The organism is Pedobacter glucosidilyticus (assembly GCF_002483235.1).
GTDB lineage: Bacteria > Bacteroidota > Bacteroidia > Sphingobacteriales > Sphingobacteriaceae > Pseudopedobacter > Pseudopedobacter glucosidilyticum_B.
This window is the reverse complement of record NZ_DLHN01000034.1, coordinates 49,309-67,664: the sequence shown is the minus strand read 5'-3', so window position 1 is coordinate 67,664 and position 18,356 is coordinate 49,309. Positions and strand designations below refer to the sequence as shown.

At 33.7% G+C, this 18,356-nt stretch carries 17 protein-coding genes; 3 read left to right on the top strand and 14 right to left on the bottom strand.

Annotated elements, in window-relative coordinates:
• Positions 1-12: 12 nt before the first annotated feature.
• The 12 genes from B2745_RS14460 to B2745_RS14405 form a co-directional block, all read right to left on the bottom strand.
• A complete protein-coding gene (locus B2745_RS14460; RefSeq protein WP_304068092.1) occupies positions 13-2,301 on the bottom strand; it encodes an NADP-dependent malic enzyme in 2,289 nt (762 codons plus the stop codon).
• Between the two features lie 56 nt (positions 2,302-2,357).
• Positions 2,358-3,752 (bottom strand): lytic transglycosylase domain-containing protein, encoded by a 1,395-nt coding sequence (locus B2745_RS14455; protein WP_304068089.1) that lies wholly within the window; start codon positions 3,750-3,752, stop codon positions 2,358-2,360.
• Positions 3,753-3,809: 57 nt separating this feature from the next.
• Positions 3,810-5,258 carry an Asp-tRNA(Asn)/Glu-tRNA(Gln) amidotransferase subunit GatA gene (gene gatA, locus B2745_RS14450; protein ID WP_349681788.1) on the bottom strand — a complete coding sequence of 483 codons (1,449 nt, stop codon included), beginning with the start codon at positions 5,256-5,258 and terminating at the stop codon, positions 3,810-3,812.
• A 91-nt stretch (positions 5,259-5,349) separates the two neighbouring features.
• Positions 5,350-5,511, bottom strand: coding sequence for a Sec-independent protein translocase subunit TatA/TatB (locus B2745_RS14445; RefSeq protein ID WP_026905154.1), 162 nt, complete (start codon positions 5,509-5,511; stop codon positions 5,350-5,352).
• 26 nt (positions 5,512-5,537) lie between these two features.
• The gene (locus B2745_RS14440) at positions 5,538-5,843 is read right to left on the bottom strand and encodes a Sec-independent protein translocase subunit TatA/TatB (RefSeq protein WP_051291331.1); all 306 of its coding nucleotides are present in this window, start codon (positions 5,841-5,843) and stop codon (positions 5,538-5,540) included.
• A gap of 68 nt (positions 5,844-5,911) precedes the next feature.
• The gene (locus tag B2745_RS14435) at positions 5,912-7,171 is read right to left on the bottom strand and encodes a murein hydrolase activator EnvC family protein (RefSeq protein WP_304068086.1); all 1,260 of its coding nucleotides are present in this window, start codon (positions 7,169-7,171) and stop codon (positions 5,912-5,914) included.
• A gap of 22 nt (positions 7,172-7,193) precedes the next feature.
• Positions 7,194-7,976 carry a DUF4292 domain-containing protein gene (locus B2745_RS14430; protein ID WP_304068083.1) on the bottom strand — a complete coding sequence of 261 codons (783 nt, stop codon included), beginning with the start codon at positions 7,974-7,976 and terminating at the stop codon, positions 7,194-7,196.
• Complete coding sequence (locus B2745_RS14425; protein ID WP_304068080.1) at positions 7,954-9,693, bottom strand: tetratricopeptide repeat protein; 1,740 nt, start codon at positions 9,691-9,693, stop codon at positions 7,954-7,956. The genes B2745_RS14430 and B2745_RS14425 overlap by 23 nt, the downstream gene beginning before the upstream one ends.
• Positions 9,694-10,128: a dUTP diphosphatase gene (gene dut / locus B2745_RS14420; RefSeq protein ID WP_304068077.1), complete on the bottom strand. Its 435-nt coding sequence runs from the start codon at positions 10,126-10,128 to the stop codon at positions 9,694-9,696.
• Positions 10,125-11,606 (bottom strand): lipopolysaccharide biosynthesis protein, encoded by a 1,482-nt coding sequence (locus tag B2745_RS14415; RefSeq protein WP_304068075.1) that lies wholly within the window; start codon positions 11,604-11,606, stop codon positions 10,125-10,127. Before B2745_RS14415 ends, dut begins: the two co-directional genes overlap by 4 nt.
• Positions 11,607-11,608: 2 nt before the next feature.
• Complete coding sequence (locus B2745_RS14410) at positions 11,609-11,884, bottom strand: acylphosphatase (RefSeq protein WP_304068072.1); 276 nt, start codon at positions 11,882-11,884, stop codon at positions 11,609-11,611.
• A 54-nt stretch (positions 11,885-11,938) separates the two neighbouring features.
• Entirely contained in the window at positions 11,939-13,102 is a 1,164-nt protein-coding gene (locus B2745_RS14405) for an amidohydrolase family protein (RefSeq protein ID WP_304068069.1), read from the bottom strand.
• A 131-nt stretch (positions 13,103-13,233) separates the two neighbouring features.
• Between B2745_RS14405 and rlmN the strand changes: the two genes are divergently transcribed.
• The 3 genes from rlmN to B2745_RS14390 are packed head-to-tail and all read left to right on the top strand — an operon-like array spanning position 13,234 to position 16,415.
• Positions 13,234-14,289 (top strand): 23S rRNA (adenine(2503)-C(2))-methyltransferase RlmN, encoded by a 1,056-nt coding sequence (gene rlmN, locus B2745_RS14400; protein ID WP_026905162.1) that lies wholly within the window; start codon positions 13,234-13,236, stop codon positions 14,287-14,289.
• Between the two features lie 13 nt (positions 14,290-14,302).
• Positions 14,303-14,998, top strand: coding sequence for a ComF family protein (locus B2745_RS14395; RefSeq protein WP_304068067.1), 696 nt, complete (start codon positions 14,303-14,305; stop codon positions 14,996-14,998).
• A 28-nt stretch (positions 14,999-15,026) separates the two neighbouring features.
• Positions 15,027-16,415, top strand: a complete 1,389-nt coding sequence (locus B2745_RS14390) for a hypothetical protein (protein ID WP_304068065.1) — start codon at positions 15,027-15,029, stop codon at positions 16,413-16,415.
• Positions 16,416-16,539: 124 nt separating this feature from the next.
• Here B2745_RS14390 and B2745_RS14385 read toward each other — a convergent pair whose 3' ends face one another.
• On the bottom strand, positions 16,540-16,923 hold the full coding sequence (locus tag B2745_RS14385) for a response regulator (protein ID WP_026905165.1): 384 nt from the start codon (positions 16,921-16,923) through the stop codon (positions 16,540-16,542).
• Positions 16,924-17,006: 83 nt separating this feature from the next.
• Entirely contained in the window at positions 17,007-18,281 is a 1,275-nt protein-coding gene (glyA, locus tag B2745_RS14380) for a serine hydroxymethyltransferase (protein WP_026905166.1), read from the bottom strand.
• Positions 18,282-18,356 lie beyond the last annotated feature (75 nt).

Below are 18,356 nucleotides of genomic sequence, written 5' to 3'. Positions count from 1 at the left end.
TTCCATGAGATATTACTTCTTTTTTGAAATATTTATGGCTGCTTTATCCTGTGCATCTACAACAGCAATGGTTACCATGTTTACTATTTCTCTTACTGAGCTACCTAATTGCAGTACATGAACTGGCTTATTCATACCTAATAATATAGGCCCAACGGCTTCTGCACCGCCTAATTCTTGTAAAAGTTTGTAAGCAATATTTCCGGATTCTAAGTTAGGAAAAACCAATGTATTTGCCGGCCCATCTTTAAGTTTAGAGAAAGAAAAATTATCTTTCATCAACTCAGGGTTTAAGGCAAAGTTGGCCTGTACCTCTCCGTCTACAATAATATCAGGAAATTGGTTATGTAAAATCCTTACTGCTTCTCTTGTTTTTTGAGAAACTTCACCATCATTAGAACCATAGTTAGAGTAAGACAATAAGGCTATGCGTGGCGATATATTGAATTGCTGTACAGATCTATTTACTAATAAAGTAATATCAACCAGTTCTTGTGCGGTTGGTGCCAAATTAATGGTTGTATCTGCAAAGAAAACCGGACCTCTTTTGGTTAACATCATATACATACCGGCTACTTTATTAACGCCTGCTTCTGTACCAATAATTTGTAAAGCTGGTTTTACGGTGGTTCCATAGTCTCTAGTTAAGCCAGAAATTAAAGCATCGGCATTACCAAACTCTACCATGGATGCGCCAAAGTAATTTCTGTCTCTCATTAACTTTCTGGCTTGATAAAGTGTTATACCCCTTCTTTGGCGTTGGCTATATAAGAATTGGGCAAACTTCTCGCTCAACTCTGTTTCTGCTAAAGGGTCTACAACTTCTACACCTTCTAGGTCTAAATCATTATCGGCAATTATTTTATTGATAGCAGATTTATTACCCAGTAAAATTGGGATAGCTATACCATCATCTTTTACGATTTGTGCTGCTTTTAATATTTTATAGTTATCTGCTTCAGCAAAAACTACTCTCTTTGGGTTAGATTTAGCCTTGTTTGATAAGGCTCTCACAATAGCATCATCCATCCCTAAACGCTTTTTCAATTCCTCGGCGTAAGCGTCCCAATCTTTGATGGTTGTACCCGCTACACCAGATGCTATGGCTGCTTTGGCAACCGCAGGTGCTACTGTGGTAATTAATCTAAAATCAATAGGTTTTGGGATGATATAATCTTTACCAAATTTAAGATTGGTGGTGTTATAAGCTAAATTAACAGCCTCTGGTACAGATTCTTTTGCCAATGCAGCAATAGCTTTAACAGCCGCAATTTTCATTTCTTCATTGATGGTTCTGGCTCTTACGTCTAAAGCACCCCTAAAAATATAAGGAAAGCCTAAAACGTTATTTACTTGGTTAGGATAATCAGAACGGCCGGTAGCCATAATGATATCTTTACGGGTTTTTACTGCAAGTTCATAAGCAATCTCAGGATTTGGATTAGCCATAGCAAAAACAATAGGATTGGGAGCCATTGTTTTCAGAACCTCAGCACTTAAAATATCAGCTGAAGATAAACCAATAAATACATCGGCATTTTTTACTGCATCAGTTAAGGTAAAAATATCTCTTTTTGTTGCAAACTCTGCTTTTGTACCATCTAAATCTGGCCTATCTGCCCTAATTACGCCAGTTCTATCCAGCATCACGATATTTTCTTTTTGTGCACCTAAAGCAACATATAACCTGGTACAGGAAATAGCTGCTGCGCCAGCACCGTTTACTACAATTTTAATATCCTTGATTTTCTTTTTTTGGATTTCGCAAGCGTTAATTAAAGCTGCTGCAGAAATGATGGCTGTGCCATGCTGATCGTCATGCATCACCGGGATATTCATTTCCTCCTTTAATCGGCGCTCAATCTCAAAGCACTCTGGGGCTTTAATATCTTCCAAATTTACACCACCAAAAGTGGGCTCTAGTGCTTTTACAACGTTTACAAATTCGTCAACACTTTTGGTGTTTAGTTCTAAATCAAAAACATCAATATCTGCAAATATTTTAAATAAAATGCCTTTACCTTCCATTACAGGTTTTCCGGCTTCGGGACCAATATCTCCTAAGCCTAATACTGCTGTACCATTACTGATAACCGCAACTAAGTTACCCTTCGCTGTATATTTATAAACGTCTTCTGGATTGGCTGCAATTTTTAAACAAGGTTCTGCAACACCTGGCGAGTATGCTAATGTTAAATCTCTTTGTGAATTGGTTGGTTTTGTTGGGATAACTTGAATTTTCCCTGGCCTGCCTTGTGAATGATAATCTAAGGCATCTTGTTTTCTGGTAGTCTTACTCATTTTCCGTTTTAATAAAATTCTATATAATTGTAAGATTAATAATGTTGATTATCCTTCTATAATGCCATAATTTTAAGTACCATCCCTACAGATAGGTTTGCATTTTGAAGGTTATTTAATGTTTGAATACTGGATACAGTTGCCCCGTTAAACTTTTTCGCTATAGCTGTTAAAGTATCCCCAAGTTTAACAGTATAGGTTAGGAACTGTGGCTTTGGTTTATCTTCATTTTCTTTTGTGATGATGATTTTTTGACCAGGTACAACAGTAAAACTCTTTAAATTATTCCAAACTTTCAGGTCTTGCGCCTCTAAACGATACTTATTTGCAATACTTGTTAAAGTTTCTCCTTTAGCTACTATATGATAACCTAGCGACTGTGAGGCTTGCATAAGAACAGGGTTTTCTGGCAATTCCATGAAAGGTTTATCATTATTTAAAATATCATACAAAGAAGCATAAGTTTTAAAACTCACTTTAGGGATAATTAATCTTTTAGGACTAGTTTCACTTCCGTTGATGATATTTCTTTTATAAGCGGGGTTTAAAATCTGTAAATCTTTCTCCTCCATATCTAAAACAGCAGCTAAATCATTAATACCAACATATTTATTTACATATATAGAGTCTATATTGATTTTAGCGTCAGCATCTGGTATTTTAATATCCTTATAAGTATGATAATAATTCATGAGGTAGGTTACTGCAATAAATTTAGGCACATAATTTTGCGTTTCTACTGGTAAATAAGGTTGTATTTCCCAATAATTTCTTGCTCCACCTGCACTTTGTATAGCCCTTTTTACGCAACCTGTACCACAATTATAGGCGGCTAAAGTAAGTAACCAATCGCCCAAGTCTTTATAAGCATCCTTTAGATAATTTGCTGCTGCATAGCTAGAGCTGATAGGATCTTTACGCTCATCTAAATAACTATCAATAGTTAAACCATAACCTTTACCAGTAATGTAAGTAAACTGCCATAAGCCAGTAGCACCAGACCGAGATACGGCATGTGGGTCTAAAGAAGACTCTATAATAGGTAAAAACTTAAACTCTTCTGGTATTTGTTTGGCTTTCAGAGCTTTTTCAAAAATCGGGAAATAGTAATTCCCTAAGCTCAACATTTTAGAAACCATAAACTTCCTTTGACCGAGAAAAATATCAATATAAGTTTGTACTTGCTGATTGTAGTCTAATGAAATTGGTGTTTTTATAGAATCTAAACGATACTTGTATAACAAATTGGCGTTATATTTTAGCAGCTCTAATTGTAAGGGTAACTGGGTAGGTACAAAACTAGAATCTGTCCTAACCAAATTTCTAATGGTTCTAGATTCTTTGGGCGTTAATAAAGTTCTACTAGTATCGGTTTTAATTAAATTCTGAGATTTAGCCTGTGCTGTTGATAAAAATATTATACACAGGATAAGACTTTTGATGCTTCTCATTCTTTAAAATTTTCCGGCTACGGCCATTTAATTATTTCAGGGTAAGCCCCAAAATAATTATTTTTTGTCGAGTTCAGAATAATATTTTGAAAAAGATAGTAAATCAGCCTCGCCAAAACGTTTACCTATAATTTGCATACCCAAAGGCAAACCATCTTTATTAGTGCCCGATGGTAAAGAAATTGCAGGTAGCCCGGCTAATGAAGCTCCTACAGTAAAAATATCAGCTAAATACATTACCACAGGGTCTGTAGGTTGCTCACCAATATTAAAAGCTGGAGTTGGCGTTGTTGGGGTTAATATAAAATCGTAATCATCTAAAATATGCTCGGTTTTTTCTTTAATAAGCCTACGTATTTTTTGTGCTCTTGAATAATAAGCATCATAGTAACCAGCGCTTAACACAAAAGTACCTAGCATGATTCTTCTTTTTACTTCGTCTCCAAAACCTTCAGATCTGGAGAATTTATAAGTACTGATTAAATCTGTTGATGAATCACTTCTGTAACCGAAATGAACACCATCATACCTGGCCAAATTAGATGAAGCTTCTGCTGTTGTTAGAATATAATAAGTAGCTACAACGTAATCTAAATATTCGAAAGAAACAGGTTCAACGGTGTGGCCTTGGCTACGTAGCAATTGAATTTGGGCTTCTATATTTTGCTTAATCTCTGGGTCTAAACCTTCCGAGTGTAAGGTTTCTTCTATGTAAGCAATTTTTCTTTTTGAGGAGTTGTTTAAAAGGGTTGAGTACGCTGGTACAGGTTCTTTAGAAGAAGTGCTGTCATAATGGTCTTTTCCGGCAATTACTTCTAACAGCAAAGCAGCATCTTCAACAGAGCGGGTGATAGGACCTACTTGATCAAAAGATGAAGCATAAGCTACAATACCATATCTTGATACTCTGGCATAAGTAGGTTTTAAACCCACTACACCGCAAAATGCTGCCGGCTGCCGGATGGAGCCCCCAGTATCTGAGCCTAATGAAGCTAAGCACAAATTGGCTTGCACTGCCACGGCAGAGCCACCAGATGAGCCACCTGATACTTTTGTTGTATCGACAAAATTCTTCACTGGGCCAAAATAAGAGGTTTCATTGGAAGCTCCCATAGCAAATTCATCGCAATTTAAGCGGCCAATGATAATAGCGTCTTCTGCTAAAACACGTTCTACAACGGTTGAGGAGTAAATTGCAACATATCCATCTAATATTTTAGATGATGCCGCCAAACGATGTCCTTTGTAAGAGATATTATCTTTTAAACCGATAACCATACCAGCTAGCTTACCTGCTGTACCATTATCTATTTTCTTTTGTATCTCTTTTGCTTGTGCTAGCGCTTCTTCTCCAAAAACTTCTAAATAGGCATTAAGGTCAGCCAGTTGCTGAATGCGATCTAAATAAAAAGTAACCAAATCTTCTAGTTTGAGTACGCCAGAGCGTATATCAGCCTGTATATCTTCTAATTTAGAGTAGTTGTAAGTAGTTTCTGCTAGCATCATTTAAAAACAAAACCCTGGATCTTTTGAGTGTAAGTATGTTTCAAAAGATTCAAGGTTACAAGAATCATAAATAATTTGGATATTAAGAAAATTATTGTGGCTTTTCTTCCTTTTTCTCAACACCGTTTTGTCCGTCTTTAAATTCTTTAACACCTTTTCCTAAGCCTCTCATTAATTCTGGAATTTTTTTACCTCCAAATAATAGTAACAAGGCTACTATTATAAGTATAATTTCTGGTGCACCTAGACCCATTTTGTTTATATTTTAGTTGTGATTAATTACGGTTTAATTGTTTCTCGTGTTTCTGTAGAAGTAACTTCCTCATCTGGTTGTTGGTTAACAGAAGACTTTTGAGCCGCAGCTTCATCTCTTCTTAACTCTTCTTCAGCAGTTAATGTATTAATATTTCTATGAATTTCTCTTTTAACATCATCAGAAGCATCTTTAAATTCTCTGATTCCTTTTCCTAAACCTCTGGCAAGTTCTGGCAATTTTTTGCCTCCAAATAGGAGTAATGCCACAAAAACTATCAATATAATTTCTGGAGTACCTAAATTTAAGAATAATAAAACCCCGTAGTACATGTTTGATGTTTAAATAGTTTAAACGCAAATATAAAAAAAATATTCTTTAACGCTTTTCTTAATGATGGTTAATTAGCCAACCAAAGTGACGGGTTTTGAGCCTGCATACCTTTCCAAAGTTCAAAATGTATTTCTGAAACTCCTTCATCATCTGCACCAACAGTACCTATACTTTGTTTGGTACTTACTTTCTCGCCCGCACTCACACTAATGGTTTTTAAATTTTGATAAACGGTAAAGAATTCTCCATGTCTTATCATGACCACGCCTTTACCTGCAATTTCTAATACTCTGGCCACTGTACCACTAAATACAGCTCTTACAGAAGCATTTGCTCCGGTTCTAATATTCCAACCATTGTTTTCTGATGTTACATTTCCTACAACGTTTTTCTTTCCATAACCATCCGTTATCACACCATTTGTTACTGGCCACGGCAAACGACCTCGGTTACTTACAAAATCTGCTGATAGCTTTGCTGCCTCCGGTGTTGCCGATAAAATAGATCCGCTGCTTGATTTTGCAACTGGCGCCTCTTTACCTTCTGCCTTAGCTTTTGCTGCGGCTGCCCTTGCCTCATCTTCTGCTTTCTTTTTAGCAATTGCAATTTCTCTTTGGATAGCTTCTCTAATCGCTCTATCTAATTTAGCCGCGTCTCTTTGCTTTTGAGCTAAATTTTGTTTCAATTTTTTCTCCTGAGATGTTAATGTTTTAACAACTTTGGCTTGGTTTGCCTGCTCGTTACCTAACTTATTTTTTTCTTTTTGTTGGTCTGATAAAAGATGATCTTTTTCCTGTTTATTCTTGTTAAGAACAGCTATTTTACCTTTCAAGGTATTCTGTGTCTCTTCTATATAATTAGCTTGTTTGATACGATACTCGCTAAACTGTTGCAAGTATTTCATCCTTTTATAGGCTTGATTAAAATCTTTAGCAGCAAAAATATACATCAACTTGCTATATGCACCTTGGTTTTTTTGTGCAAACCTAATCATAGCAGCATAATCTACTTTAAGTTGTTGCAACTGAGATTGAAGTGATTTAACTGTATTAATGTTTTCATTAATTTGCCCATCTAGTAATCTTACTTCAGAGTTTATAGTTCTAATTTTTTCCTCACGTAACCTGATTTGAGCTCTTAAAGCATTTAATTGTTGTAAAGTAACTTTCTTACTTGAAGCTGTCTTTTTAAGCGTATTGTTAATCATCTCAATATCTTTATTGAGTTGTGCTTTTCTACGCTCTAACTCTGCTCTGGTTTGGGCTAATAATTGGTTACTGCCAATGGCCAGCAAAAAGAATATGATAAGGGCTTTAAAGTACTTCATTTTCGCAAAGGTATCTAAAAAATTATTCTATCAAGGTGTATCTTTTAGGAATATTAAACGGATAATCCTGTTGTACCTGAAGTTGTATACTTTGATAGCTGAGATTTAAACTTACTTTTTGATTTTCTAGGGTAGAACTTAATCTAATTTGATAAGGAAAATCTTTTCCGGCTAATGGTTTATAATCCTGATAAGAAGCTTCTAATTTTTGATTAGTCTGGGTATCTTTAAGTTCTAGCTGTAACAACTGTAAAACTTCATTAAACTGCTGCTTAAAACTTAGATTTTTATCATAACCTGCTAAGTAAAAAAAATTACTTTCCTCTGTGATTTTAGAACTGCCAGTCAGCAATGAAAAAGGTAAAGCATTACCTGTTAACAAAGCCTCTAATTCCTGATAAGAAATAGCAGAACTTGCGTACTGATGAATAAATTCAAAAGGTTTAAGTGCATACTCGCTATTGATGCGATTAATCAATTTAACGCTGTCTGGTGTTACATATAAACGAGCTACTTCTACTCCTGCAAAGGCTGTTACTGATAACCAAATGATTTGTCCCTTTTTTATTCTTATATTGAGGCTTAAATCTTGGCTTTTACCCGCTATATCAACATTAGCTTTTGCTTTAGCAGCTAAAGTTTCAAAAGAAAATTCTTTTTTCTTGATATCAGATAAATTATATTTCGCCTTTTTTTCTATCGCAACTGTACCCGTATTTGAAACTATTCTTTTTGTGCGGCAAGCCGTTGTCAAAAATAAAGCTATCAGCACTAAGAAGATGTTATTCAAAATATTTGCCTTCATTAATCTTTTTTTGTAATAATGCACTTTTCTCGCCTAATTGAGCAGCTTTTTTCCAATTTTCTAAAGCCCCGGCTTTATCTCCTGTATGGAAAAGGATATCTCCGTAATGCTCTATAATAGTTGCACTTTGACTATTACTCGCTCTTAAAGCCCTTTCTATCCACTCCTTAGCCTCTTTATACTTTTTTTGTCTAAATAATATCCACGCGTATGTATCTAAAAAAGAAGAATTATCTTTTTCTAATTGATTAGAACGATAAGACATTCGCTCGGCCTTTTCCAAATTCTCATCTCTTAACGATAAATAATAAGCATAATTGTTAAGTGCGTATACATTATCTGGCTCTAAAGCCAGTGCTTTTTCATAAGAAGCAACAGATTCTTTAAATTTTTTTAAACTTTGGTAAGCATCTCCTAAACTACTGTAAACCTGTACTTTTAAAGCATTATTAAGTTCGTAATTAAGTGCATTATTTAAATAATTTACTGCCTTTTCACTTTGTTTTAACTGATTGTAAGCTAAAGCCGTGTAAACATATAAAACGGCCTGATTTGGGAATAAACTTAATGCTTCTTCTCCGTCTTTAACTACACCTGCCATATCGTTTAAACCAAGTTTTATCCTTATCAATTGGTCCCAAACCACATAAATTTGCTTATTTAACAAAACTGCATTTTCATAGGCCAATTTAGCTTTCTCAAGTTCGTTTTTTTGAAATAAGACATCTCCATAAATTGCAAAAGCCTTAGCTTCATCGTTGTGTACTTCTGTTAACGTTTTGGATAAAGTTTCTGCATACCTAACTGCTCTTAGCTCTGGAAAAGCAGAAAAATAGCTGATGATAATTTTAATCTTTTGGTCTATATCTAACTCCTGATGAGCAAAAGCTACTCTTAACTCGTTAAAAGCTTCTTCGCTTTTGCCAATAGCATTATAAATATCAGCTAAAGCTAAATTGATATAAGCATTCTCGGGTGCTAAAACTTTTGCTTTTTGATATACTTCAAGTGCTTTATCTCTTTGCCGATTGTTAAAGTATAAATCGCCCAGATAAATATAATTGACAGCTTCTTCTGGGTTTTCATCAATTAATTTCTGCAAATGAGCTGTTGCCCCCTTTAAATCACCCTTACTTACAAAAATGTTTTGCTTGCCCTTTATAATCTCAGGGTTTGAGCCATACTGTTGTTCTAAGGCGTCATAAATAGCTAAGGCTTCTTCATTTTTCTTTAATATCATTAAAGTATTAGCCTTATCTAGTTGATATTCTATCTTGTCAGGAGCTATTTTTACCAATTCTGTTAAGGCATAATTGAGTAAATTATAATCTTTCAATTCTTGATAAATATTGGAAGAAAGCAACCAATACCACTCGTTTTGTGTTTCTACGGTAATAGCTTTTTGAATATAGTTTTTGGCTTGTTCAAAATCTTTAGCCCTAAAATAAATTTGAGCCAATTCATAAGCAGAAAAATGATGTAGAGGATCTGTGTCTAAGGCTCTTTTGAAAAAATCAGCAGCTAATGTATAATTGTCCGAAACTTTTTCTTTAAGACCAGAATAATATAGATTTTCTACCAAACTACTATCTTGTTGAGACAGCTGCTTACCACTTATAACGATAAACTCTTGTGGTTTATTCTTATTTTTTTGAGCATAACTTATCAATCCTGTAAAGGTTAATACTAAAATTAAGATATGCTTCTTGTTCATCATTTATTTTACTCCTGTATGCCCGTAACCACCGGCACCTCTTGCTGTTTCACTTAAGACATCAACTTCAAGCCATTCTGCCTGCTCATGTGCTGCAATAACCATTTGTGCCACCCTATCGCCATGGTTAATGACGAAATCTTCAGTAGAAAGGTTTATCAATAATATTTTAATTTCTCCTCTATAATCTGCATCAATAGTACCTGGGCTATTTACTATAGAGATACCAGATTTATATGCTAAACCGCTTCTTGGTCTTATCTGCGCTTCGTACCCCATGGGTAACTCTATAAATAAACCTGTTGGGATAAGCTTTCTTTCCAGAGGTTTCAATAATTCTGGGCTTTCTAAATTTGCTCTTAGATCTAAACCTGCAGAGGCTGTAGTTTCATAATTGGGTAAAGGGTTGTTAGATTTATTGATGATATTAATCTTCATATTTTAAAAATGCGTTTAAGGGTATCCTTCTCGATATAAAAAATAACTGTAGTGAAAAGTAGCAATAAAATATTACCAACTATGATATTTCGCTTAAATAATACAAAAGATATAAATACAACAATCACCGCTAAACCTATATACATGGTATCTTTTTTTATTTTATAAGGTATTGGATAATGCTTTTGCCCCCATAAATATGATAAAACCATCATTAATAAGTATACGGTTAAAGATATACATGCGGATGCCATATATCCCCATAAAGGGATAAATATAAGATTAAGGACGATGGTACAAATTGCACCAATACCAGATATATATAAACCGTATTTTGTTTGGTCTGATAATTTATACCATACTGATAAATTCATATATATCCCTAAACTTAAATAACCTAATAACAAAATAGGCACAACATTTAAACCTACCCAATAAGCCTCGCCAATAAAATATTTAAGTAATTCTATATTTGCTACCAGACCAACAAAAATAACGCTTAATGCTATGATAAAATAACTCATAATAGCTGCATAAGTTTCTTTAGCGTTACTATTTTTTGCATTGTTGAAGAAAAAAGGCTCGGCACCGAGCCTAAAGGCATTGATGAAGATGCTTAAAAAAATTGCCAATTTACTACAAGCACCATAAATACCAACCTGCTCTTGGCTGCTAACTACTGGTAACAACTGTCCTAAGAAAATTTTATCCAAATTTTCATTAATAATAAAAGATAGGTTGGCTATAAGAATAGGAAAACTATAGGTAAACATATCTAAAACCAGCTTTTTATCAGGGTTAAATTTTAGTTTTAGCAGCTCTGGCAGCAATAGTAAAAGTGTTAAACTACTGGCAATTAAGTTAGAAATAAATACATATCCTATCCATTCTGGATGGTAAATCTGCGATAATTCATCAGCAAATGGCAACTTCTGATTGATGATTATTGGAATGCCAAAAATGAAAAACAAATTCAGCAAGATAAAACTCAAGATGTTTATAAATTTGATGATAGCGTAACGTTTTGGCTTTCCCTCTGCCCTTACTCTGGCAAATGGGATAACTGCTAAAGCATCTAAAAATAAGATAAAAATGAAGTATTGGATATAAAGCTTATAATCTGCCAAAGAACTTTCTTTACCTGCTTGTAGCCAATGCGCTAAAGGTTCAAGAAATAAAAAAGTTGTGCTAAGAAATAAGAGCCCTAAACATAAAACCACCAGAAAAGTATTGCTATAAACCTTTTCTTTATCACCATTATTTTTATTGATGAATCTAAAAAAGGTGGTTTCCATACCAAATGCCATTACTGCATTGCATATAGAAGCATAAGCATAAAGGGTGGTAAAAATACCATAAACGGCTGGTTTGTAAACCAGTGTATAAACCGGGGTAAGAAAGAAATTAAGGATACGGGATGCTATGGTACTTAAACCATAAATTGCAGTTTGACCAGCAAATTTTCTTAATACAGACAAGCTTATCTTTTTAGAATCACAAAATTAACGAAGTTTTTTAATGCTGTTTCTTTTACTTCTATAGCCGTTACTTCTGCCTCGTCAGGCCCTGTTTTGCACCATTCTAAAAAATCTTGCTCAAAAACAGGGTCTAGTTCTGCTTCTAGAAATACATCCCCATTAGGTAAATTTTTCACAATTCCTTTAACCCCTAATTGGTCTGCTACAGCTTTTGTAGAAGCTCTAAAAAATACACCTTGTACTTTTCCTTTCACTATAATTTGCAAAGCTTTCTTCATAGAAATTGATCAAAACACAATGCTAAATTGAGCTTTTACAAAGGATTATGCAAATTAAATAAGTTTTAGAACTGTTGATTTATCTGTAAGATGATTGTTTTTAATGTGAGATATAAGATTTAGGCCAGGTTTTTTTCCAACCGCAATACTTCCAAGCTCTTGGTCTAAGTCTAAAAATTTTGCTCCATTAATGGTTGCCCATCTTAATAAGGTATCAAATGAAATATCTGATTTGTGTTGGTGGATAAGCTTCATCTCATCCAAGATACTAAGATGATGATTTGATGCCAAGCTATCAGTACCTAAGGTTATGAGATGGTCACTATTTTTAAAGAAATCAAAAGAAGGTAATTTATCACCAATGTAAAGATTTGCATGAGGGCAAAAACACCAAAATATGTTTTTTGTAAATCTCCTTAACATGTAAACATCCTTTAAGCTAGTATACACATTATGCACCAATAAAATACGTTGCTGTTCTGGCAAGATAGGAACAATTGTTTGCATTGTATTTTTTGATAGCGGTGCGAAATAATCTATATTAATGTCTAAATCCTCATAAAATTTCACAAACTCTCCTGTTTTATAACGATAGAATTTGTTTTCTTCATCACTTTCTTGGTTGTGTAAGCTAATAGGGTTAGTAGTATGTTTACAATAATTATAAAGCTTTTTTAATAATACTTTTGATAAGGTATAGGGCGCATGTGGTGTTATAGAAGTTGGCGTTTCGAAATTAACAGCTATATCTACCGCTTTATTGATGGCCTCATCTGCTTTAGCAGGATCTAAAGCTAACATCTCAATAAAAGTATGATAATGTATTGGACTTTGAGCTTTAACTTTTGCAGTTAAAGTAGTATTAGAAATATCTCCCACCGCAACTATACCATTTTTCCACATTTCTTTATCAGCCGTTTGTATAGCTTTGTGTACATCTTTATGGTCTTTGTCTCTTAAATTGATAACTTCTTTAAGAAAATTAATCAAGCCACTTTTAGGTTTTATTTTACCCTTTAAATGAGATAATTCTAAATGACAATGAGTGTTGATGAAACCTGGTACTATAGCACCTTGTAAATGGGTAATATCTGGGTCATTATCATCAAATGATTCATTAACAGCAACAATTTTTCCATCGTCATCTGTTACAATTAAGCCATTTTTAAGTGGTTCTGACTCTAATGTGTAGATGTAATCGGCTGTAAACTTCCTCATTGTAAAATTTTGGATTTAACGTTAATTAATTAAACAAATATTAAACTCAATTTTATTATGCACAATCTTTATACCATAATATTATTTAATGCCTCATTTTGAGAATATAAATTGTAATTTTGCAGGTATTCATGAATCACAACATCCATAAAACAGATATAAGAAGCCTCAGTCTTGATGAACTAAAAAATAGATTTTTAGCATTGGGAGAAAAAGCTTTTAGAGCTAATCAGGTATATGAATGGCTTTGGAAAAAATCTGCTTTTAGTTTTGATGAAATGAGTAATCTATCAAAACCTCTTCGCGAAAAACTTAACGAACTTTTCGTAATCAATGCTGTTCAGGTTAATACTTCACAATTTAGTGCTGATAAAACTATCAAAAACACTTTTATTTTACATGATAAACATTTGATAGAGGGCGTTTTAATCCCTACAACAGAAAGGATGACCGCTTGTGTGTCTTCTCAAGTAGGTTGTAGTTTAACCTGTAAATTTTGCGCTACGGGTTATATGGAAAGAAAGCGAAATTTAAATGCTGATGAAATTTACGATCAGGTTGTTTTAATTGATAAACAAGCGAAAGAGCATTACGGTATTCCGCTGTCTAACATAGTTTATATGGGTATGGGAGAGCCTTTGTTAAATTACAGTAATGTTTTAAAATCTATAGACAGAATTACAGCAGAAGATGGCTTAAATATGTCTTATAAAAGAATAACAGTTTCTACTGCTGGTATTGCTAAAATGATTAAAAAACTAGGTGATGATGATGTTAAGTTTAATTTAGCATTGTCTTTACATGCCGCAAATGATAGTAAGCGGAATGAGATTATGCCTATAAATGAGCAAAACTCACTTGCTGCTTTAGCCGAAGCGCTTAAATATTATTTTGCAAAAACTAAAAACCCGGTTACTTATGAATACATCATCTTTAATAATTTTAATGATGAACTTGAGGATGCTAAAGAACTTGCCCGCTTTTGTAAGCATGTACCTTGTAAGGTAAATATCATAGAATATAACCCTATTGCTTTTGCTGATTTTATGAATGCAGCCGTTGATAAAACCGAAATATTTGCAAATTATCTAAAAAAGCAAGGTATCATTACCAATATCAGAAGAAGTAGAGGTAAAGATATTGATGCAGCTTGTGGTCAATTGGCTGTAAAAGAAGAAAATAAATAGTTATTTTAAGGCCATGAATTTGGCCAAACTCTACCTAAAAGATTTTTGGGCTTTATTTTTCCCAAAGCTTTGTCATGCCTGCGGCACTCCATTATTGCATCAAGAGTACTTGATTTGTACATCTTGTATTTACCAATTACCTTTTACAAATTATCATTTAGACCATGAAAACAAACTCGTAAAACAGTTTTGGGGCAAGGTAAATGTTAAATCTGCTTCTGCTTATTTATTTTTCAGTAAAGAAGGGAAAGTACAAAAACTTATGCACCAATTAAAGTACAATAATCATCCAGAGATTGGGATAGAACTTGGTAAAATGTATGGCAAAGTTTTAAAATCAACTCCAAAATACCAGAATCTTGATGCCATAATACCTGTACCTTTGCATCCCGATAAACAAAGAAAAAGAGGATACAACCAAAGTGAACAGTTTGCCATTGGTTTAAGTGAGTCTTTAGGCATACCTGTCATAAACAATATATTAAAGCGTATTAAATCATCAGATAGCCAAATTTTTATGAAAAGAGAATCACGATTTCTGAATATGAGAAGTGTTTTTGAATCTCGTCATAAAGATAGCTTACCACTATCGGTTTTATTGGTTGATGACACCATTACCACCGGGGCCACGCTAGAAGCTTGTGTTATAGCATTAGAAAATGCTGGTATTCAAGATATTCGTATCGCAGGAATTGCATTTGCCAGCTAAATATAGATATTTGTAAGAAATGAGTTTGATGAAACAATTGTTATATATACTGATAAGTATAGTATTTTTTACCGTAGCTTGTAATAAAAATGATGTATTAGACACTAATCCTAATATAAGATTAAACTTCTCAACCGATTCTATTTTATTTGATACCGTTTTTACTGAAAGAGGCACTGTTACACGTATTCTTAAAATTTTCAATTATAATGCTAACAGCATCAATATTAATGAGTTAAAATTATCTGGAGGTAATACATCAAATTTTAGCATCAATATCAATGGTTTAAATGCCAATGAAGCTCAAAATATCAGGATAAAAGGGAATGATTCTGTTTATGTTTTTATCCGAGCTTTTATCAACCCAAATCTTCAAGAAACACCCTTTATTGTAGAGGATTCTCTTTTATGTACTTTCAACGGTAATAAAGTAAAGATTCCGTTGATAGCCTATGGCCAAAATGCAATCTACTTAAAGGATACCGACATTACCGAAAATACAACTTTCACGAAATCCAAACCTTATATCGTTTATAATCAACTCAAAATCAGCAAAAACGCCACTTTAAATATAGCTGCCGGGGCAAGGATATATTTTCATAAAGATGCTAAACTATTGGTGCATGGTACGCTTACTGCAAACGGGACTTTACAAGACAGCATAACTTTTGCTAGTGATAGGTTAGAAAGGATTTATAAAGACGAGCCTGGGCAATGGAGCGGTATTCATATTTTACCATCTTCTAGTAATAATATCATTAACTATAGTTGTATAAAAAATGCCATTATTGGTGTTCAAGTTGATTCTTTGAGTAGGAATAGTGCTCCTAAAATATTAATCAGCAATACGATTATTAAAAATCATCAAGTTGCAGGTATATTAGCATACCAAGCCGATATTACGGGGTATAATAATTTATTTTTTAATTGCGGCCAATACCTTTTAGCCGCCATTAATGGTGGTAGATATGAGTTTTACCAAAATACTTTTGCTGCTTATAACTTTAGTACTGCCCGTACAACGCCTGCTGTTTATCTGGCCGACCATAGTTATAATTCTTCTACTGCTTTTAACTTTAATGCCATATTTAAAAACAATATTATTTGGGGCGTATTAAGAGAAGAATTAGAAATTAGCAGACGTGGTAATAATCAGATATTTAATCAAAATTTTGAGGCTAATATCATCAGAAGTAGTGGGCTAGCGTCAAATACTAATATTAACAATAATAATTTCTTAAACTTAGATCCTACTTTTATAAACCCTAGAGATGGAAATTATAAAACTACCACTAGTAGTGCTGCCAGAAGTAAAGGAATAAGTTTAAGCAATACAAGCTATGGTTTGGAGCTCACTAAAGATATAAAAAATATAACCCGAGTTTACCCTTCTACTTTGGGTTGTTATGAAGATTAAAAAAAATAAAAAAACATGTAACCTTCAATGATGCTTTACAGTAAAAGTATTTGAGAGCGTTAATTTAGATTAAGAAAAGGCGGAGATCTATAATAGACTTCGCTTTTTCCTTTTTTAGAGTGTATTACTTTACAAGTCTAAGTCTTTCAATTTTTTCTAGAAGCTCTTCAGTTTTAAAGGGCTTAGACTGATAATCATTCATACCATACGCATAAACTTCATCAATATCTGTAGGCATGATACAGGATGTTAATGCTACAATAGGTAAATCTTTAAAATATGAATCTTCTTGTGCTCTTATTTTCTTTGTAGCTTCTAAGCCGCTTAAAATAGGCATGTGTACATCCATTAAAACAATATCATAAGCTTTGGTTAAAATCATATCGTAAGCTTCTTGCCCGTTTGATGCAAAATCCATGTCCAATTCAAATCTGGAAAGCATCTTTCTAATCAATAGCTTATTGATATCATTATCATCTACAATTAATATTTTTTTTTGGTAGGTCATTTAACTATTTAGATGTTACTTAAACCATTAACTACTTTTTAAAATACGCCCTTTCTTTGATAAGAAAGAAAGGGCGCTATATCTTAACCTTTGTATAAAGGAAACTTTTCCATTAATTCATTAACCTGATCGGCAATATTTGCTAAAACAGTTTCATCTTCATGATTCTTAATCACTTCATCGATAAAACCAACAATAGTTTCCATTTGCTCTTCTTTTAAACCTCTGGTTGTAATAGCGGCAGTACCCACTCTAATACCTGATGTTACAAAGGGAGAACGCTTATCAAAAGGAACCATATTTTTATTTACAGTGATATCGGCCGCCCCTAAAGCTTCTTCTGCTACTTTACCTGTGATGTTTTTATTACTTAAATCGATAAGCATTAAATGGTTATCGGTACCGCCAGAAATAATTTTATAATCACGACTTACAAAAGCTTTAGCCATAGCTTGCGCATTTTTCTTTACTTGTAATGCATAATCCATGTACTCATCACTTAAAGCTTCGCCAAAAGCAATGGCTTTTGCAGCAATAATATGCTCTAAAGGCCCACCTTGTGTGCCCGGAAAAACCGCTCCATCTAATAAAGAAGACATCATTCTGGTCTCACCTTTAGGAGTTTTAATTCCAAATGGGTTTTCAAAATCTTTACCCATCATGATTAAACCACCTCTAGGACCTCTTAAAGTTTTATGGGTAGTAGTGGTAACAATATGGCAATGTGGAAGTGGATCTTTTAATAAACCTCTGGCTATTAAACCAGATGGGTGAGAAATATCTGCTAATACTAAAGCACCAATTTTATCTGCTACAGCTCTGATAAATTCGTAATCCCAGTCTCTAGAATAAGCAGAAGCACCACAAATAATCAATTTTGGTTTTTCTCTTAAGGCTACTTCTTCTAGTTGCTTATAATTGATAAGACCAGTTTCTTCTTCTACACCATAAAAAAATGGCTGATATATTTTACCAGAAAAATTTACTGGAGATCCATGAGTTAAATGTCCGCCATGAGCTAAATCAAAGCCTAAAATTTTATCTCCTGGATTTAAAACTGCTAAAAAAACCGCAGCATTTGCTTGTGCACCAGAGTGGGGCTGAACATTTGCCCATGCTGCATTAAATAACTGCTTAGCTCTATCAATAGCAATATTTTCAATTTCATCAACAACTTCGCAGCCACCGTAATATCTTTTCCCTGGCAAACCTTCGGCATACTTGTTTGTCAAAACAGAACCTGCTGCCAGCATAACTTGCTCACTTACAAAGTTTTCAGAAGCAATTAATTCTAAACCTTGCTCTTGCCTTTGCTGCTCTTCGTTAATTAAATCAAAAATAATTTTGTCTTTTTTCATGAAATTATAAATATTATTAGCTAATATTAGGGCAAAATATTTGGAAAATGTAGCCATTTAACCCAAAAAAATAGT